Annotated in this window: 17 protein-coding genes and 1 pseudogene; 9 read left to right on the forward strand and 9 right to left on the reverse strand. The window is 46.0% G+C overall.

Annotation, left to right across the window (positions count from 1 at the left end; all coding sequences use genetic code 11):
* The first annotated feature begins 219 nt into the window (after positions 1-219).
* The gene (locus NLP_RS04260) at positions 220-2,124 is read left to right on the forward strand and encodes a GTPase family protein (protein WP_104905296.1); all 1,905 of its coding nucleotides are present in this window, start codon (positions 220-222) and stop codon (positions 2,122-2,124) included.
* 375 nt (positions 2,125-2,499) lie between these two features.
* On the forward strand, positions 2,500-4,179 hold the full coding sequence (locus tag NLP_RS04265; protein WP_158680278.1) for a hybrid sensor histidine kinase/response regulator: 1,680 nt from the start codon (positions 2,500-2,502) through the stop codon (positions 4,177-4,179).
* A 36-nt stretch (positions 4,180-4,215) separates the two neighbouring features.
* Here the strand turns inward: NLP_RS04265 and NLP_RS04270 are convergent.
* The 5 genes and pseudogenes from NLP_RS04270 to NLP_RS04285 form a co-directional block, all read right to left on the reverse strand.
* Positions 4,216-4,353, reverse strand: a pseudogene (locus NLP_RS04270) (DUF29 family protein); the annotation flags it as partial.
* A 121-nt stretch (positions 4,354-4,474) separates the two neighbouring features.
* The gene (locus NLP_RS04275) at positions 4,475-4,801 is read right to left on the reverse strand and encodes a helix-turn-helix domain-containing protein (RefSeq protein WP_104905298.1); all 327 of its coding nucleotides are present in this window, start codon (positions 4,799-4,801) and stop codon (positions 4,475-4,477) included.
* 4 nt (positions 4,802-4,805) lie between these two features.
* Positions 4,806-5,183, reverse strand: a complete 378-nt coding sequence (locus tag NLP_RS04280) for a type II toxin-antitoxin system RelE/ParE family toxin (RefSeq protein WP_104905299.1) — start codon at positions 5,181-5,183, stop codon at positions 4,806-4,808.
* A 21-nt stretch (positions 5,184-5,204) separates the two neighbouring features.
* A complete protein-coding gene (locus NLP_RS32765) occupies positions 5,205-5,411 on the reverse strand; it encodes a hypothetical protein (RefSeq protein WP_158680279.1) in 207 nt (68 codons plus the stop codon).
* Positions 5,412-5,489: 78 nt separating this feature from the next.
* Positions 5,490-6,599, reverse strand: a complete 1,110-nt coding sequence (locus tag NLP_RS04285) for an S-(hydroxymethyl)glutathione dehydrogenase/class III alcohol dehydrogenase (protein ID WP_104905300.1) — start codon at positions 6,597-6,599, stop codon at positions 5,490-5,492.
* 404 nt (positions 6,600-7,003) lie between these two features.
* Here NLP_RS04285 and NLP_RS04290 point away from each other — a divergent pair, with 404 nt between their 5' ends.
* The 4 genes from NLP_RS04290 (at position 7,004) to NLP_RS04305 (ending at position 12,124) form a co-directional block, all read left to right on the forward strand.
* Complete coding sequence (locus NLP_RS04290) at positions 7,004-8,287, forward strand: valine--pyruvate transaminase (protein WP_104905301.1); 1,284 nt, start codon at positions 7,004-7,006, stop codon at positions 8,285-8,287.
* 14 nt (positions 8,288-8,301) lie between these two features.
* Entirely contained in the window at positions 8,302-9,039 is a 738-nt protein-coding gene (gene rimM / locus NLP_RS04295; protein WP_104905302.1) for a ribosome maturation factor RimM, read from the forward strand.
* 180 nt (positions 9,040-9,219) lie between these two features.
* Positions 9,220-11,601: a phosphoketolase family protein gene (locus NLP_RS04300; RefSeq protein ID WP_104905303.1), complete on the forward strand. Its 2,382-nt coding sequence runs from the start codon at positions 9,220-9,222 to the stop codon at positions 11,599-11,601.
* A gap of 274 nt (positions 11,602-11,875) precedes the next feature.
* A complete protein-coding gene (locus tag NLP_RS04305; RefSeq protein ID WP_104905304.1) occupies positions 11,876-12,124 on the forward strand; it encodes a hypothetical protein in 249 nt (82 codons plus the stop codon).
* Here NLP_RS04305 and NLP_RS32770 read toward each other — a convergent pair whose 3' ends face one another.
* The 3 genes from NLP_RS32770 to NLP_RS35750 are packed head-to-tail and all read right to left on the reverse strand — an operon-like array spanning position 12,125 to position 12,935.
* Complete coding sequence (locus NLP_RS32770; RefSeq protein WP_158680280.1) at positions 12,125-12,274, reverse strand: hypothetical protein; 150 nt, start codon at positions 12,272-12,274, stop codon at positions 12,125-12,127.
* Entirely contained in the window at positions 12,271-12,813 is a 543-nt protein-coding gene (locus NLP_RS04310; RefSeq protein ID WP_104905305.1) for a GNAT family N-acetyltransferase, read from the reverse strand. The genes NLP_RS32770 and NLP_RS04310 overlap by 4 nt, the downstream gene beginning before the upstream one ends.
* A 26-nt stretch (positions 12,814-12,839) precedes the next feature.
* Positions 12,840-12,935 (reverse strand): hypothetical protein, encoded by a 96-nt coding sequence (locus tag NLP_RS35750; protein WP_325034723.1) that lies wholly within the window; start codon positions 12,933-12,935, stop codon positions 12,840-12,842.
* Between the two features lie 222 nt (positions 12,936-13,157).
* Between NLP_RS35750 and NLP_RS04320 the strand changes: the two genes are divergently transcribed.
* Positions 13,158-14,777 (forward strand): DUF1565 domain-containing protein, encoded by a 1,620-nt coding sequence (locus NLP_RS04320; protein ID WP_104905306.1) that lies wholly within the window; start codon positions 13,158-13,160, stop codon positions 14,775-14,777.
* 207 nt (positions 14,778-14,984) lie between these two features.
* Here NLP_RS04320 and NLP_RS04325 read toward each other — a convergent pair whose 3' ends face one another.
* Complete coding sequence (locus NLP_RS04325; RefSeq protein WP_104905307.1) at positions 14,985-15,875, reverse strand: SDR family oxidoreductase; 891 nt, start codon at positions 15,873-15,875, stop codon at positions 14,985-14,987.
* Between the two features lie 126 nt (positions 15,876-16,001).
* Between NLP_RS04325 and NLP_RS04330 the strand changes: the two genes are divergently transcribed.
* Positions 16,002-16,973 carry an AraC family transcriptional regulator gene (locus NLP_RS04330; protein WP_104905308.1) on the forward strand — a complete coding sequence of 324 codons (972 nt, stop codon included), beginning with the start codon at positions 16,002-16,004 and terminating at the stop codon, positions 16,971-16,973.
* A 449-nt stretch (positions 16,974-17,422) separates the two neighbouring features.
* The gene (locus NLP_RS32775) at positions 17,423-17,602 is read left to right on the forward strand and encodes a hypothetical protein (RefSeq protein WP_158680281.1); all 180 of its coding nucleotides are present in this window, start codon (positions 17,423-17,425) and stop codon (positions 17,600-17,602) included.
* Positions 17,603-17,759 lie beyond the last annotated feature (157 nt).

Below are 17,759 nucleotides of genomic sequence, written 5' to 3' on the forward strand. Positions count from 1 at the left end.
CCCACAAGGCAGTTTTTTGTGATTTATTCACGTAAATATTATCTTAAAGGTAGGCAAATCTCCACTTTTACCACAACAGATCATATGAACTAGCAGGCAGTGTAAGCTATTACCAGCAAATTCTTACACTTTAATACACGCAGTAATCCAGAACTCACCACAAGATAATTAGATCGACAATAGCAATATAAGAAGTCTAATCAAAGCAGGTATAGGGCAATGGTGCGATTAAAACCGTGGCAGTGGGTCGTCTTAGCAATCCCGATCGCGTTTATCATTATTTTCTTACTGGTAGCCGCAGGTTCACAAATTCATGCGTGGGGCATTAATTGGATTTGGGGTGTGTTCACCGTTTTATTCGTTGGTTGGCGTTGGCTGCTAGTCAAATGGACTCAACCAGCTGTTAACCAAGTAGAAGCTGTATTAACTCAAGTCCGTGAAGAACTGGAATCGACAGCAGAGGATACAGTAGCGCGACCTGTGGGAAGTGACACCACAAAGCTTGTAGAAGCCGCCCTTCAAGAAATTCTGCAAGCAGCACAAAGCGATCGCCCGATTTGGGAAGACTGGCAAACTTTTTGGACGCGATGTCAGGATTTAGTGGTAGCGATCGCTCATATCTACAATCCTGAGATTCAATATCCCCTGCTGAACATTTACGTCCCCCAAGCTTACGGGCTGATTCGGGGAACAGTGGATGATATGGATCGGTGGATGCAAAAGTTATCCCCTGTCCTCAATCAGGTAACAGTTGGACAAGCATACCAAGGATATGAAGTCTACCGAAAGTTGGAACCATCGGCTCGGAAATTCTGGAAAGTTTGGAACTGGGCACAATGGATCTTAAATCCGGTGGCGGCGGTGGCAAAACAAGCCAGTCAGGGTTTCAGTAACCAAGCAACTCAGCAATTATTGGGGAATTTGAGCCAGTTATTCCGGGAAGCTGCCCTGAGAAACTTATGCCGACAAGCGATCGCACTTTACGGACGTAGCCCAGTTCCAGCAACCGTAGTATCTACACCAACTTTACCCAAGGCAAAAACCCAAACACTCCGAGAAATCCTGACTCAAGCTCAACCAGCCAAGGCGGTTGAGCAAAAACCTGTAAATATTCTGCTGGTGGGGCGCACGGGATCGGGAAAAAGTAGCCTGATTAATACCCTATTTCAGGCGGATCTCGCAGCCGTTGATGTCTTACCCAGTACCGATCGCATTCAGAATTATCAATGGCAGACTCAAAGTGGGGAAACCCTAACGCTTTGGGATACACCTGGTTACGAACAAGTCAACCGTGCCGATCTCCGAAATCTGGTGCTTGATTATGCCATCAATGCAGATTTGCTGCTGTTAGCCACCCCTGCGCTCGATCCTGCCTTGCAAATGGATGTGGACTTTTTGCAAGACATCAAAGCAGAAGTTGCAGATTTACCTGCGATCGTAATTGTCACCCAAGTAGACCGGCTGCGTCCGATCCGCGAGTGGCAACCACCTTATGATTGGGAATGGGGCGATCGCCCCAAAGAAATTGCCATTCGCGAAGCCACTGAGTATCGCGCCAGACTGCTGGGAGAATTCTGTAATCTCGTTCTACCTGTGGTTACAAGTGACAGCAAAACAAGTCGGGTTGCTTGGGGAGTGGAGGCGCTATCGTTGGGATTAGTCGATGCGATCGCACCTACCAAGCAACTCCGTCTCGCCCGCTTTTTGCGTAATCTAGAAGCCCGCATCGTCGCCGCCGCTAAAATCATCGACCACTACACCTTCCAGATGACGACAACACAAGGATTGACGACATTGCTCAAAAGCCCCGTCCTTCAGTTTATTTCTACGCTCTCAACCGGATCTCCAGCTTTAGCATATATGCTGGCGGAGCAAATTCCCGTCGAACAGTTGCCGATTGTGATTGGCAAACTGCAAATGGGATATGAACTTTTCTCGCTCTTGAACTCCAACTCACTCAACTTTGAATTGCTATCCCTTTGGCCGCTACTGCTGGAAAACTCCGCTTCACCCGATCGCAACGCCTGGGCATTTGGTCACGCCCTAGTGGAGTACTGGACTCAAAATCTAACGGTTAAACAACTCGGGCAGCGATTTGAGTATTATCTAGCGATCGCCAAATAATTTGCCTGTGATCAATGATGTCTACGAAGGATTGTTGATGACGCATCGTCGATTCTCTTGCAAATGCTACGCCTAATTGAAGAAGGCAGCTATGCTGAGGGCAGAAGGTTTTACCTCAGTTTAGGATTCAGACCCCTTTTGAATAAGAGCGTCTTAAACCCTTGTTCCCTCCTCCCAAGCTTGGGAGAGAGCCAATTTCAAAGTCCCTCTCCCAAGCTTGGGAGAGGGATTTAGGGTGAAAGCTCTTGATTCATGCAAAAAGTCTATTGTCCTCTCAAGATCAAAGTTAAGATTACGATTGAAAGTAGGTGTCTGCTGAACCTACCCGCTTTAGGTGAGTTTTTATATAGACATCCCTTTTGTTCGGAGTTCTTTATGAAAAATACATTACAAACCTCCATCTCTCAAGAACAGAATTCAGATCAGAGCTATAGCATTTCGTCTTACAACAGGCTGCTTTCGGTCGTGAAGGATTTAGCTTGTGTACGGACTATTGAGGAAATTATTGAGATTGTGCGTTTGGCGGCTCGCGATCTCACAAATGCTGATGGAGTAACTTTTGTATTGCGGGATGGTGAATGTTGCCACTATGTAGATGAAAACGCCATTGGGCCACTTTGGAAAGGTATGCGTTTTCCGCTCAAGTCTTGCATCTCCGGTTGGGCAATGCTCAATAAAAAAGCAGCCGTAATTGAGGACATTTACCAGGATGCACGAATTCCTATTGAGGCGTACAAGGTGACTTTTGTCAAAAGTTTAGTGATGGTTCCGATTCGGGTTTCCGATCCACTGGGTGCGATCGGAGCCTACTGGAGTACACGACACCTAGCCACGCCTCAAGAGATCGGAATGCTTGAGATTTTGACTGAAACTACGGCAGTTGCGATCGCTAACGTGCAACTTTTCCAGAAACTGACGAGCCAAAACGCCCTTAAAGACAAATTTATTGCGATGCTAGCTCACGAGCTAAGGAATCCTGTTGCCCCCATATCTAACGGCGTTCAGCTACTCAAGTTGAAGCTAGGCGAGACTGGCGCAGTTGGGGAAACAGTTTTAAGGATGCAACACCAGATTAAGCACCTCTCGAAATTAATCGATGAGTTACTTGACGTATCATCCATCACCTATCGGAAGATTTCATTAAACCTTGAGAAGGTTAATTTGGTGGAATTGGTTTGCCAGAGTCTCAATGACCATGCACAAGCAATAAAGAGATGGAATCTTAACGTAGTACAAGACCTGCCAAACACGCCTGTATGGGCTTATGTTGACTCCACTCGCTTCTTCCAAATCTTTGGGAACCTTCTTGATAACGCCTTAAAGTTTTCCAAGCCAGATGGGACGATCTGGGTAGATTTCTCAGTTATTCCAGGTGAAAATGGCTCAGGTAGTGTAGCGGTCTTATCTGTAAAAGACTTAGGCATCGGGATAGACCCGACAATATTACCAGAACTTTTCGAGCCGTTTACCCAGGCCGATCGCAGTTTAGATCGTTCGCGGAGCGGGCTAGGTTTGGGACTTTCGGTAGTAAAAAGTCTTGTGGAACTTCATGGTGGTAATGTTGAAGCCTCAAGTAGAGGGATCAATTTGGGAGCAGAATTCAAAGTCACTCTCCCTATATGCGAAGAGATTACAGCCTTGGACAACGATATGGAGATTACAGAGGCGGCTAAAAAATCGTTGAAGATTTTAGTCATTGAAGATAACGACGATTCAGCCATAACATTAAAAGCAGTGCTTGAGCATTTTGGGCATGAAGTTTCCATTGCCAATAATGGAATTTTAGGGGTAGAAACTGCAAAGAAACTTGAGCCTCATGTGATTATTTGTGACATCGGACTTCCCGAAATGGATGGGTTCGCCGTTGCACAGGAACTAAGCAAAGACTCCAAATTTACTCGCTCAATTATGATTGCGCTTACCGGCTACGGTAGCCAAGAGGATAGGGAGCTTGCGCTTCAGGCTGGTTTTAAATGCCACTTGACCAAGCCTGTAGACTTTGAAATACTTACGGCAGAAATTGATCGATACTTTGATGAAGTATTATCAAGTTGACAAATTTTGCTACTTGTGAGTTTTGATTGAGGAGTGTCAATCCATTAAATCATCTGTGGTAGGCTGACCTGGATAAAAGCGATCGCTCAAAATTTCCTCAAAAGCATATAAACATTGCTGGGGAAAAATTGAGAGTGGCAGATTTGTTTCTCCTGATGCCAAATCCCTACCGTTTTGATATGCTTCTTAAGCTTAAAACGATGCAAAACCAGATTATTCGCTAACTTTTAAAGATATCCCTTTAGAATCAACTAAAGGGGTATCTTATATGCTGTCACGAGTTTTTATCTATTACTTAGCAAACAACTGTTGTCCGAGCTTGCTTGCGGTCTTCAGGTTTTCGTTTGATGACAATCTCTACATCATTATCTAAATCATTCAAAAATTGAAATAATCTATCAATTGAAAAGCCTGAAAGTCTGCCTCTCACCAATGCTGAAATTTTTGGTTGATCAATTCCTAAAAGTTCAGCAGCTTGGACTTGTGTTAATTTACGGAAAGTGATTGCTTCACTGATTTTGCGTGCTAGTTCAGCTTTCACTAATCTTTCTTCAGAATTAGGTAAGCCTAAGTCAGCAAATACATTTCCACTGCTAGTATAAACGCTATTTTCTTTAGTCACTTATTTACTCCTTTTGTTTAGCAGCTTGTTCCGAATAGTCTTCCTGAGCGGCTTTTAACCTCTTTTTTACTAAATCTATATCTTGTTGTGATGTAGCAATACCATGTTTTGACTTCTTTTGAAACGCGTGTAATAAGTAGACAAACCCCGCAAATTTTACAGTGTACACTGCTCGGTATGTATCTCCATCAAAATCATCTACAACCTCTAAAACCCCGCCTCCTCTAAAACCGCGCAGGGGTTTTGCATCGGGATGCTTACCCCCATGTTGTGCTACATCAAGGGCGTAACCCATTACGTCTTGTACGTCTTCAGGGAAATCCTTTAAGTCATCTAAAGCGCTTCCAATCCATTTGAAAGCTTTTTGGTGCGTTTCGCTCATGTAACAGTTAGTATGCTAGATTTAGCATACTCTGTCAATAAGTAAATCAGTTGTATCAAAACTAGTACACCAGTACCAGCTATTTCTGAATTTAGTTACAGATTGGAAGTGACTGACGAGCAGGTGTTGGGAGCGGCGGCGGCGTTGGCGATGCTGTCGCCGATGAGCAAAGATGTCAGGAAATATAACATTTACAGCCAGAGGCTGTAAACAAGGATTTTCTCTCATATTTTGGCTGAAGTACGCATTACATCTGTGCGCTCTTACAGTTAATTGTATTTTGAGAAAAAGCTTTGCATCTAACAGCTAAAAAGTTACCACACTGCGAATTGATTCACCTTTGTGCATTAATTCAAAAGCATGATTAATTTGCTCAATGGGCATCACATGGGTAATTAAATCATCAATATTTATCTTACCTTCCATATACCAATCAACAATTTTTGGCACATCTGTACGCCCTCTAGCGCCACCGAATGCCGAACCTTTCCAAACGCGTCCAGTTACTAGTTGAAAAGGACGAGTACTGATTTCCTGTCCAGCACCAGCAACACCAATAATTACGCTAACACCCCAACCTTTATGGCAGCATTCTAATGCTTGACGCATCAATTTTACATTACCAATACATTCAAAGCTGTAATCAGCACCGCCTTTTGTTAAATCAACCAGATAGGGAACTAAATCACCCTCTACTTCCTGGGGATTAACAAAGTGCGTCATGCCAAACTTTTCCGCCAAAGCGCGTTTATTGGGATTAATATCTACCCCAACAATCATATTCGCCCCTACCATCCGCGCTCCTTGGATGACATTTAAGCCTATACCACCCAAACCAAAAACCACGACATTTGCCCCAGGTTCTACCTTGGCAGTATTGATAACTGCACCAATACCAGTAGTCACACCGCAGCCAATGTAACAAACCTTATCAAAGGGGGCATCTTCCCGAATTTTTGCCAAAGCGATTTCCGGCAACACCGTATAGTTAGCAAAAGTGGATGTACCCATGTAATGATGAATCATCTGCCCATCGATACTAAAGCGACTAGTGCCATCGGGCATAACACCGCGTCCTTGAGTTAGGCGAATGGCTTGACAGAGATTAGTTTTGAAACTCAAACAATATTCGCACTGGCGACATTCGGGAGTGTAGAGGGGAATCACGCGATCGCCTGGTTTGAGACTGGTGACACCAGCGCCTACTTCCACTACCACACCAGCACCTTCATGTCCCAAAATAGCCGGAAATAAACCTTCTGGATCGTCACCCGATAAGGTAAAAGCGTCGGTATGACAAACTCCGCTTGCTTTCACCTCAACTAACACTTCACCAGCTTGTGGCCCCGATAGTTGAACGGTTTCAATCGTCAACGGCTTACCTGGGCTGTGAGCTACTGCTGCTTTAACTTCCAATATTCAGCGCTCCTGTTTAGTTTTGTCATTTGTCATTTGTCCTTGGGCAAAACAGTTCCGAGTTTCGAGTTCCTCGGCTTAGAGTAAAGAAGTGAGATTCCCCACTCAGCACTCAGCACTTCTGAAGGGCATTGGACATTGGGGTAAAATTTACTGCAACTTCTCCCCTGCTTTCCTTGTCCCCTCATAAATGTTGAACACATGATAAACTTTTTTATTACTTCATCATATTTACTAAGCACGATCGCCACTATAACGATAAATATTACTTTGTTAAAATATCATTCTCTAGCTAGATTGGTTAAAGGCGGCAACAGCTGTTTTGACAACAATGTAAACTGGATGTCAGCAGCAAACCCCAAGTAATTTGTCCACCCCTAAATTAATATATTTTGTCACAGCTTATGAACCCTGCCCTAACTCAAATTGGCGCTCAAATGTCCAACCTGACTGGCGTCAGAGCAATCATGAAGGATATTATCGAGACATTACGAGCGGGTGCAGGGCAGCATTTTATTAATTTGAGTGCTGGTAATCCGTTGATTTTGCCAGAGGTAGAGCAATTATGGCGGGATTGTACTGCACAGCTTTTGGCTAGTCCAGAATATGGCGAGGTAGTTTGCCGTTATGGCTCAAGTCAGGGCTATGCACCATTTGTTGAAGCGATCGCCAATGACTTTAACAAACGCTACGGGTTAAACTTAACCGAACGCAATATCCTCATTACCCCCGGTAGTCAAACCCTCTACTTCTACGCTGCCAATACCTTCGGTGGCTATACCCCTAGCGGCAAATTAAAACAAATCGTTTTGCCCCTCAGCCCTGACTACACAGGTTACGGCGGTATCTGCTTAGTTCCAAAAGCCCTAATCGCCCACAAACCAACCCTTGATATCGATGCAGCTGCCCACCGATTTAAATATCGCCCTGACTTCAGCCAACTATCGATTACAGAAAACACAGGTTGTATCCTCTTCTCTCGCCCCTGTAATCCTACTGGTAACGTCCTCAGCGATGATGAGGTGAAAAAGATTGTTGCCCTGGCTGCGCCTTACGATCTACCCGTGTTAATTGACTCGGCTTATGCGCCTCCCTTCCCAGCATTAAATTTTACTGACATGACACCAGTGTTTGGTGATAATATTCTCCACTGTATGAGTTTATCGAAAGCCGGATTGCCAGGAGAAAGGATTGGTATTGCCATTGGGGATGAAAAGTGGATTGAGGCGCTGGAGTGTTTTCAGGCAAATATGAGTCTCCATTCTTCACGTTACGGCCAAGCGATCGCAGCTTATGCTATCAATTCTGGTGCTTTAGTGGAAATTTCTCACACTGTCATCCGTCCCTTTTATCAAAATAAATTTGCCGTTTTAGAAACTAGCCTAGAACAAGCGATGCCCAAAAATTTACCTTGGTTCCTCCATCGCGGTGAAGGAGCAATTTTTGCTTGGTTGTGGTTACAGGATCTACCCATCAGTGACTGGGAATTTTACCAGCTAGTTAAGCAAGTAGGTGTGATTATTGTCCCAGGAAGTAGCTTCTTCCCCGGTTTAGAGGAAGAGTGGGCGCACAAACACCAATGCTTCCGCATCAGCCTTACAGGCAGCGATGAGGAGATTGTCACTGCCATGCAACGTTTAGCAAAAGTCGCTGAAGAAGCTTATAAAGGTGCTGCGGTGACTGCCTAATAGGGAAAATAGAAATGAAACACGAAGAAGTTAACAAAGAGATAGCGAGCAGAGGCGCAGAGGCGCAGAGGAGCAGAGGAGAAAGAGGAAAATCAAAAAAGTCCAATCCCCAATCCCCAATTCCCAATCCCCAATCCCCATTACCCCTTATCCCCAGAGGGGGCCCCACCTTCCCCAATCTCGACAATTGGCTAGAAATTGGTAAAATTGTTTCCCCTCAAGGATTGTCTGGAGAATTAAAGGTTTATCCTGTATCAGACTTCCCCGAAAGATTTGAGATGGCGGGAAAACGTTGGTTGTTGCGTTCAGGTGACACAGAACCGCAACCAATCGAATTATTGACAGGACGTTACATCAGTAACAAAAACTTGTATGTAATCAAATTAGCTGGTGTGGAAAATTGCGATCAAGCGGAGGCGTTGCGCGGTTGTAAGTTAATGGTGCCAGTAAGCGATCGCCCCCAATTAGGCGAAGATGAATATCATGTCCTCGATTTGATTGGCTTAGAAGTCTTCATGCAAGTATCTGGCGAACTCGTAGGTACGGTGGTAGACATCATCCCTGCTGGCAATGATTTGTTAGAAGTCAAGTTGGATGAATCATTTACTACTGACAAAGGACAAATGACAAATGACAAAAAGCAAAAGACTGTTTTGATTCCATTTGTGGAAGCGATCGCACCAGTGGTAGACTTGCCATCTGGTCGCATTGAAATTACACCACCGCCTGGGTTATTGGAAATTAATAATTAGGTCATTAATTGAATGGAGATTATTAATTTAAAATTCCTACTCCAACCTGTGCCCAAAGCCAAGAAATTTAGTCAAGAAGGCTGAAAAACTTCATCATCGGTTAGATGGCCATCATCAGGAAAACAAGTACAATCACTTACTGGTGAATCCGTCAAAATCCTTTTGTAATGGAGTGTCGAAATGACATTAGCAACGACTCCACAGACAAAGCCTTTAACTGATGAAGAATTACGTAAGATAAACGCTTACTGGCGTGCAGCTAACTATCTTTCGGTTGGGCAGATATATCTACTCGACAATCCGCTATTAAAAGAACCCCTAAAGCTGGAACACATTAAACCAAGACTTTTGGGGCACTGGGGAACAACACCAGGACTGAACTTTATCTATGCTCACCTGAATCGGGTGATCAAAAAATATGACCTCAACACAATCTACATTGCTGGCCCCGGTCATGGAGGACCTGGACTGGTAGCCAATACCTATTTAGAAGGGACTTACACCGAGTATTATCACAACATCTCCCAGGATGCTGAAGGAATTCAGAAACTCTTCAAACAATTTTCTTTCCCCGGTGGTATTCCCAGCCACGTTGCACCGGAAACTCCTGGTTCGATCCACGAAGGCGGGGAATTAGGTTATGCCCTCGTTCACGCTTATGGTGCTGCCTTTGATAACCCTGATTTAATTGTTGCTGCTGTTGTCGGTGACGGCGAAGCCGAAACAGGTGCTTTAGCGACTAGCTGGCATTCTAACAAGTTTCTGAACCCCGTGCATGATGGGGCTGTACTGCCGATCCTCCACTTGAATGGATATAAAATTGCTAATCCAACTGTATTGGCACGGATTAGCCGTGAGGAATTAGAAAGTCTATTTGTCGGCTACGGTTACAAGCCATACTTTGTTGAAGGTAACGATCCCGCAGATGTCCACCAGCAGATGGCGGCGACTTTAGATATAGCGATCGCCGAAATTCAAAGCATCCAAAGGGAAGCCCGCGTACATGGTTTCACTGAACGTCCCCAGTGGCCGATGATTGTCATGAAAACCCCCAAAGGTTGGACAGGGCCCAAGGAAGTGGATGGCAAAAAAACTGAAGGTTCTTGGCGATCGCACCAGGTTCCTTTTGGAAACATCGCCAAACAGCCAGAACACCTGAAACTCCTAGAAGATTGGATGAAGAGTTACAAACCAGAAGAACTCTTCGACAGCAACGGTAGGCTGATTCCTGAATTAAAAGAACTAGCTCCTAAAGGTCATCGACGCATGGGTGACAATCCCCACGCTAACGGCGGTATCTTACTGTGTGACCTGAAGATACCCGACTTTCAAAAGTATGCCGTAGATGTTCTTAAACCAGGGCAAGCGATCGCTGAAGCTACCCAAGTTGCCGGAACTTTCCTCCGGGATATCATGCAACTTAACCAAGAAAGGCGCAACTTCCGCATCCTCGGCCCAGACGAAACAGTATCGAATCGCTTAAGTTCTGTCTTAGAAGTCACAGACCGGGATTGGGTAGCCCAGATCCTCCCCGAAGATGACCACCTTTCCCCCGACGGTCGGGTGATGGAAATTCTCAGCGAAACTTGTTGTCAAGGATGGTTAGAAGGCTACCTCCTCACAGGACGCCACGGCTTTTTCTCTTGCTACGAGGCGTTCATCCACATCATTGACTCCATGTTCAATCAGCACGCCAAATGGTTGAAAACGACCAGACATATTCCCTGGCGTAAACCGATTGCTTCCCTCAATTACCTACTCACCTCTCACGTTTGGCGGCAAGACCATAACGGCTTTTCTCACCAAGACCCCGGTTTTATTGACCATGTAGTTAACAAAAAAGCAGATATCGTTCGCGTGTATTTGCCGCCCGATGCCAACACTTTGCTATCAGTAACTGACCACTGCCTGAGAAGCCGCAACTATGTCAACGTCATCGTTGCTGGAAAGCAACCAGCATTGCAATATCTCAATATGGATGCTGCTATCAAGCACTGCACCAAAGGCATTGGCATTTGGGAATGGGCAAGCAACGATCAAGACGGCGATCCAGATGTAGTAATGGCTTGTGCTGGGGATATTCCCACCTTAGAAACCTTGGCGGCTGTGGACATTCTGCGCCAGCACTTCCCTGATTTAAAGGTGCGGGTGGTAAATGTAGTCGATTTAATGACACTACAGCCAAAAAGCGAACATCCCCACGGTTTGAGCGAAAAAGACTTTGACACGATTTTCACTACCGATAAACACATCATCTTTGCCTTTCATGGCTATCCCTGGTTGATTCATCGCTTAACCTATCGTCATACTAACCACGATCAGATGCATGTGCGCGGCTACAAGGAAGAGGGAACTACCACTACCCCCTTTGATATGGTTGTTCTTAACGAACTCGATCGCTTCCATTTAGTGATGGACGTAATTGAGCGCGTACCAAAATTGGGATATAGGGCAGCTTATGTCAAGCAGCATTTGCAAGATAAGCTGATTGAACACAAGCAATATATTGATAAGTACGGCGACGATATGCCGGAAATTCGCGATTGGAAGTGGCCCTATTAATAAGAGGACTTACGCAAACAATAACCGAAACCCTTATTTTCAGGTAGAGGCAATTCATGAATTGCCCCTACAATCTGTAGTTTTGCGTAAGTCCTAAATAGGAAATAAGTGAAAAGAGGCAGAGAAGAAACTCTTCTGCCTGCTTTTTCCTTTTTTAGAACTTACGGGACTACCAAAAAAATAAACGACCAGAAAAAATAAATTATGTAAGCGATCGCTTTTGTGTTTAATAAAAGCAAGTTTGCTAAGTTCCTATATTAAATTCGGGCAGTCGTTGATTGAATTCAGGCAGTCGTTAATTGAATTCGGGCAGTCGTTGATTGAATTCGGGCAGTCGTTAATTGAATTCGGGCAGTCGTTAATTGAATTCGGGCAGTCGTTGATTGAATTCGGGCAGTCGTTAATTGAATTCGGGCAGTCGTTGATTGAATTCGGGCAGTCGTTGATTGAATTCGGGCAGTCGTTGATTGAATTCGGGCAGTCGTTGATTGAATTCGGGCAGTCGTTGATTAAATTCGGGTAGTCATTGATTGAATTGTTCCTCATCTGGTGATTCAGTTAATTTCACTTTCACCATGCGGCGTTGCTGAATTGAGGGATGATTTAGCAAGTTATAAAATTTCTCCCCCTGCTTCCCCTGCACCCCCTGCTTCAAGAGCCTGCCTAAATTCATCCCCCTGTTCTGCAACGCCCACCATGCCAATCTGCTCGACTCAGGCAATAAACAAAGCACTCATCGTCACCAAACCGTCGATACTCGATAAATTTGAAGCCAAAGCGTTCATAGAAGCGGTGAGAGCGGGTATTACTGGCTAGCGGATCAACAAGTATAGCCGTCACTTGCGGATCAGCAAAACATCGAGCAAGTGCAAGCCGCATCATTTGTGTTCCATAGCCTTTACCCAAATCAGTTTCTTCCCCAATCCAGATATCAATGGCACGAAGATTCGCCGTAACATCACCCCAGTAATGGCTATCCTCATGTGCTGGATCGATAATCTGAATAAATCCGATGGGACGACCATCAATTTCAGCAATCAATTGCTCTCTCCATTCGGGAACGCGCTTAAGTTCTACTTCCCAGCCCCAGTCATCGTTAGGATCGGAGTTAACCACATGAGGTTGCTCATCCCAGTGGCGCAATAAATCCAAATCAGCAAAGCTAGCAGGGCGGAGGTTTATTTTTATCGCAGGTGGCGGGGCATAGTTCATACTATTTCTCCTATATTTTCGGCGATTCACTGGACGAGTTGAATCACGATACCGTTGGGGTCTGTGACTTGAAAGAACTTTTCACCCCAAGGTTCAGTCTCGATCTCCGTTGTAATTTTCACACCTTACTGATTGAATTCGCGCGTATTCCCGATCAATATCATCCACCACAAAGACAATCAGTAAACCATCTGCTCGATGTCTTCGCATCCCAGAGCGATCGCATCATGTCAATAATTTTTTAACTTTGTAGTGAGAAGTACTTAAACTTACTTAATGCATCAACTGCTACCCATCTTCATGGTTAGCGCTAGGATAGCTATGTATTTTATGAAAGTATAAATATGGCTCAAATTTTTTACGTAAATTCAGTAGCAGGCAGTGATGCCAACCCAGGTAGCCAACAAGCCCCTTTCAAAACTATTACGCAAGCCCTCAAGGTAGCTACTGTTAATACTAAGATTCAACTAGCAAATGGTAATTACAATGCTGCTAGCGGTGAAGTCTTTCCGTTAACGATTCCATCTGGCGTAACAGTTGTGGGTAATGAAACCAATAAAGGCAATGGCATTTTGATTGAAGGAAGTGGTAGCTATATGAGCCGTACTTTTGCTGGTCAGAATGTCACTTTTGTGCTGCTAGATAAAGCTGAACTGCGGGGAGTGACTGTAACAAATTTGGCTAGCCGTGGTAGTGGTGTCTGGATTGAATCAACTGCCCCTACTGTTGCTAATAGCACCTTCATCAACAATAAGCGGGAGGGAGTATTTGCCACTGGCGATGCTAACCCAGTGATTCTAGGTAATGTGTTCAGTGAGAATGCAGCTAATGGAATTGCGATCGCTAAAAATTCTAAAGGTCAAATTGAAAATAATACCTACTTCAAAACAGGTTTTGGCATTGCCATTAGTGATACTGCATCACCCATCCTTCGAGATAACAGAATTTATGAAAACCGTTCTGGGATAGTCATCTCTGGTAGTGCCCGTCCCGTATTACGTAATAATGTTAGTGAAAATAATACTGATGATGGGATTACAGTGATTGGAACTGCTCTACCGGATATCGGCAGTACCAATAATCCAGGGGGCAATACTCTACGCAATAACGGTAAATTTGATTTGCAAAATGTCAGTTCCAACAAGCTGATTTCTCTAGGAAATAAAATAGATGCGTCTAAAGTTACTGGAAACATAGAGTTTGCAGATAGTTCAGTTCCAACCCCAACCCCAACTCCAACACCAACACCAACACCAACACCAACTCCAACACCAACCCCAACGCCAACTCCAACTCCAACCCCAACTCCAACTCCAACGCCAACACCAACCCCAACCCCAACCCCAACACCAACTCCAACCCCAACACCAACACCAACACCTACTATTGAATTAACCGATATTGCAAATCATTGGGCAGGTGGATTTATTCGGGAATTAGTTAAATTGGGAATAGTTAATGGTTTTCCCGATCGCACATTTAAACCCGATGCGACGATGACACGGGCACAATACGCGGCAATACTGGTAAAAGCTTTCAATCCACCACCAAGCCGTCCGGCGAGCAAATTTAAAGATGTACCAGCAGACTTCTGGGCATCCAAGGTAATTCAGCAGGCATATCAAGGTTTATTTCTCTCTGGTTTTCCCGACAATACCTTTAGTCCCAACAAAAATATCCAGCGCGTGCAAGTAATTGTCTCTTTAGTGAATGGACTGGGGTTATCTAGCGATGGTACGGCAACTATCAAAGTTTTCGATGACCAAGCCAAGATTCCTGAATATGCCAAGGATGAGGTAGTAAAAGCTATACACAAGGAAATTATCGTCAATTACCCAAACCTGAAACAACTCAATCCTACCCGCGATGCTACACGCGCTGAGGTAGCGGCGATAGTGTATCAAGCTTTGGTAGATGCTGGTCGTGTAGCAGCAATCAATTCGTCTTATATAGTGACTGCTTGAGGGAGGCAGGGGGCAGGAGAAGCAAATTATTTATAGGACAATACAGTTCAGTTAAGCATTTCTTCCTTCTCTTCCTTTACGTTCTTCTCTACGAAACCCAACGTGTAGCTTGCTTTTCCGTAGGAGTATGCATTCTTTGCGTTAGCCTACGGCAGTTTTGCATCTACGTTAAAAAATTGACTTTGCTCCTCGCGATGAAGGCCTTTCTCAACCTCCGAAAGCGCTCGCGCGATCGAGATCAGCAATGAGCCCAGACTTCTGTGTCGGACTCCATCCCAGCCGTTGCTGCGTCAACGCGCTTGAAGCTGGACCGTCCATACCAGCGAAGAAACCGAGCCAGCCAAAATGATCGGCTGCCTCTTCGGGGGACTTGGCGACGACCGGTATCTTCAAGCCCCGGCCGATTGCCTCTGCGATCTCTCGAACCGGCACACCCTCTTCGGCGACTGCGTGATACTTCGCCCCGGCAGATCCCTTCTCAAGCGCCAGCCTGTAGAGGGGTACAGCATCAAACCGGTGCACCGCGGGCCAGCGGTTGAGCCCGTCGCCGACATAAGCCGAGATACCCTTCTCGCGAGCGAGAGTGATCATATAGGTGACGAGGCCTTGCTTGTCCCGGTCATGCACCTGCGGCAGGCGCACCACCGACACGCGCACGCCGCGCGCCGCGGCCGCCTCTGCCGTCTCTTCCGACACCCTGGGAGTCAGGCTAGAGCCGGAAGGAGGCACATCGTCCTCTGTGGTGAGGCGGCCTGATGTGGGGGATATCCCGGAGGTGACGATTAAAGGGCGGTTCGATCCCGCGAGCGCGTCGCCGAGCGCCTCGATGGCGCGCCTGTCAATTTCGCAGTTCTCTTGGAATTTCGAGAAGTCGTGGATAAACGCAGTGTGAATCACGCCATCCGATATCGCGGCTCCACTGTGCAGGCTTTCCAGGTCTTCAAGATCACCTCGATGCACCTGAGCACCTGCGGCAATAAGAGGCTTGTCACCCACATCTGAGCGAGAAAGACCGAGCACCTGATGGCCCGCGTTAATCAGGTCCTGAACAACAGCAGAACCGATAAAGCCGGTAGCACCTGTTACGAAAACACGCATCACAACTTCTCCTTCACTTCGTTTTCAGACTACACTCGCAGCCCACTAGGCTTAAGATAGGTGATTGAAAAGAGTTTGGCTATGCTATAAAGTCCGTATTACTTTCGCAATCGTCCGGGATAGTCTATGGATCCGCTTTCGGATGTGCTGTCGCTGCTGAAACTGCACAGTTATGGGTGCGGTGGCTTTGATGTCGGTGGAGACTTGTGCCTCCAGTTCCCCAAACACGCAGGTATCAAATGCTACGCCGTTGTTTCCGGTCAAGGCTGGCTGTCGGTAGATGGCGTTCCCGACCCGGTGCAGCTGAAGGCGGGGGACTGCTTCCTGCTGCCGCGTGGGCGGCCCTTCCGCCTTGCGAGCGACCTGACCTTGCCGCCTGTTGACTTCTTCACGTTTCGTGCCTCAAAGAATGGGAGCATCGGCTCGTTCAACGGCGGCGCAGTTTGCTTTCTTGTCTGTGGGCACTTCGCCCTGACCGGCAATCACGCCAGCATCCTGTTGGGGGTGCTGCCGCCGATTGTGCATCTCCAGAAAGAATCGGACAAGGCCGCGCTGCGCTGGTTTATCGAGCGGATGACGGAGGAACTGCGCGAGCCGCAGCCAGGAGGCCTATTGATCGCACAGCACCTCGCCCAGATGATGCTGGTTCAGGCCCTGCGGCTGCATCTGGCGGAAGGGTTGAACGGTGGAGTTGGGTGGCTATTCGCTCTGGCGGATAAACAGATGAGCGCGGCGATCAACGCCATGCACGAAGAGCCGGGGTATCGCTGGACATTACAGGAACTGGCGGAGTGCGCCGGCATGTCGCGATCGACCTTTGCCCAGAAATTCAAAGAGAGGGTGGGTAAGTCACCGATGGAATACCTGACACGCTGGCGGATGCTGGTGGCGGGGGACAAGCTGGTGAATTCGAGCGATCCGGTTTCTGTCATTTCACTGGCGCTTGGCTATGAATCCGAAGCAGCCTTCAGCACAGCCTTCAAGCGGATCATGGGCTGTTCGCCACGGCAATATAGCCGTGGTCAGGCTCCGGCTCTACCTTCCCATAGCGAGGAGGAATCTGCCCTCGCTAATCAGGTCGAACGTATCACACGTTGATATGGCTAAAAAAGATGGAAATAGCCAAATGTATAGACCAAAAACTAAGTCCATCATCCGGAAACTACAAAGGCATGAGCTATGGTCAATTCAGTGTATTTTTATTGACATACATAATCACCTTTGCCCCGCGATTGAAGAGTTTTTTGCTCACCCAAACCCCACTGCTGCACTTAGACTTGCGGGGGCTTTTGCTACCAAGAAGCCACAGGTGTTGGTAAAAAGTTAAAAGCGAACGCTGGGAAAATGAGCGATCGCTTGACTATATCTGCCGAGTATGATGGTTAGTTGCTTGTTCTTAGCATACTATAAACTGTGGATTTGAGAGCATTTGATACAGATTTCGGTGCCAATGCCGATGAATTTGATCTAGTACGCCACGGCGTAAATAAAGCAACCATTTAAAATCCCTAAAAAGCCCATTCCATTATACTTTTGACTTTTGACTTTTGACTTTTGACTTCCGCCTTGCGGTACTAGTTGCTTCGCCCTCTAATACACCCCCAGTAGCTAACCCTGATAGTGTCACCACCACTAAAAACATAGCTACTAACATTGCGGTTGCCACCTTACGCGCTAACGACAGCGATGCAGCCAGGAGGCAGGAGGTAGAAACTATTTTTATCTGATGTTGAGTCTTGCATTTTGTACCTCATTTACTTGCAAACTGCTGTATTTACTATTTAGGGCTTTTAACGGTGTTTTCCCCTGCCCCACTTTCTTGGAAACCCAGATTAAATTAGGCTTTCTTAATTTTGAATTTTGAATTGGTATTATTACCATAGA

The sequence above is a fragment of the Nostoc sp. 'Lobaria pulmonaria (5183) cyanobiont' genome, assembly GCF_002949795.1.
In the GTDB taxonomy this organism is placed as follows: Bacteria; Cyanobacteriota; Cyanobacteriia; order Cyanobacteriales; family Nostocaceae; genus Nostoc.

What these genes read in the sequence shown, in the direction of transcription:
- NLP_RS04330 (WP_104905308.1), top strand. Translation starts at nt 16,002, where the DNA reads ATGGATCCGCTTTCGGATGTGCTGTCGCTGCTGAAACTGCACAGTTAT.
- NLP_RS32765 (WP_158680279.1), bottom strand. Translation starts at nt 5,411, where the DNA reads ATGAGAGAAAATCCTTGTTTACAGCCTCTGGCTGTAAATGTTATATTT.
- NLP_RS04260 (WP_104905296.1), top strand. Translation starts at nt 220, where the DNA reads ATGGTGCGATTAAAACCGTGGCAGTGGGTCGTCTTAGCAATCCCGATC.
- NLP_RS04300 (WP_104905303.1), top strand. Translation starts at nt 9,220, where the DNA reads ATGACATTAGCAACGACTCCACAGACAAAGCCTTTAACTGATGAAGAA.
- NLP_RS04310 (WP_104905305.1), bottom strand. Translation starts at nt 12,813, where the DNA reads ATGAACTATGCCCCGCCACCTGCGATAAAAATAAACCTCCGCCCTGCT.
- NLP_RS32770 (WP_158680280.1), bottom strand. Translation starts at nt 12,274, where the DNA reads ATGAATTTAGGCAGGCTCTTGAAGCAGGGGGTGCAGGGGAAGCAGGGG.
- rimM (WP_104905302.1), top strand. Translation starts at nt 8,302, where the DNA reads ATGAAACACGAAGAAGTTAACAAAGAGATAGCGAGCAGAGGCGCAGAG.
- NLP_RS04265 (WP_158680278.1), top strand. Translation starts at nt 2,500, where the DNA reads ATGAAAAATACATTACAAACCTCCATCTCTCAAGAACAGAATTCAGAT.
- NLP_RS04325 (WP_104905307.1), bottom strand. Translation starts at nt 15,875, where the DNA reads ATGCGTGTTTTCGTAACAGGTGCTACCGGCTTTATCGGTTCTGCTGTT.
- NLP_RS04280 (WP_104905299.1), bottom strand. Translation starts at nt 5,183, where the DNA reads ATGAGCGAAACGCACCAAAAAGCTTTCAAATGGATTGGAAGCGCTTTA.
- NLP_RS04290 (WP_104905301.1), top strand. Translation starts at nt 7,004, where the DNA reads ATGAACCCTGCCCTAACTCAAATTGGCGCTCAAATGTCCAACCTGACT.
- NLP_RS04320 (WP_104905306.1), top strand. Translation starts at nt 13,158, where the DNA reads ATGGCTCAAATTTTTTACGTAAATTCAGTAGCAGGCAGTGATGCCAAC.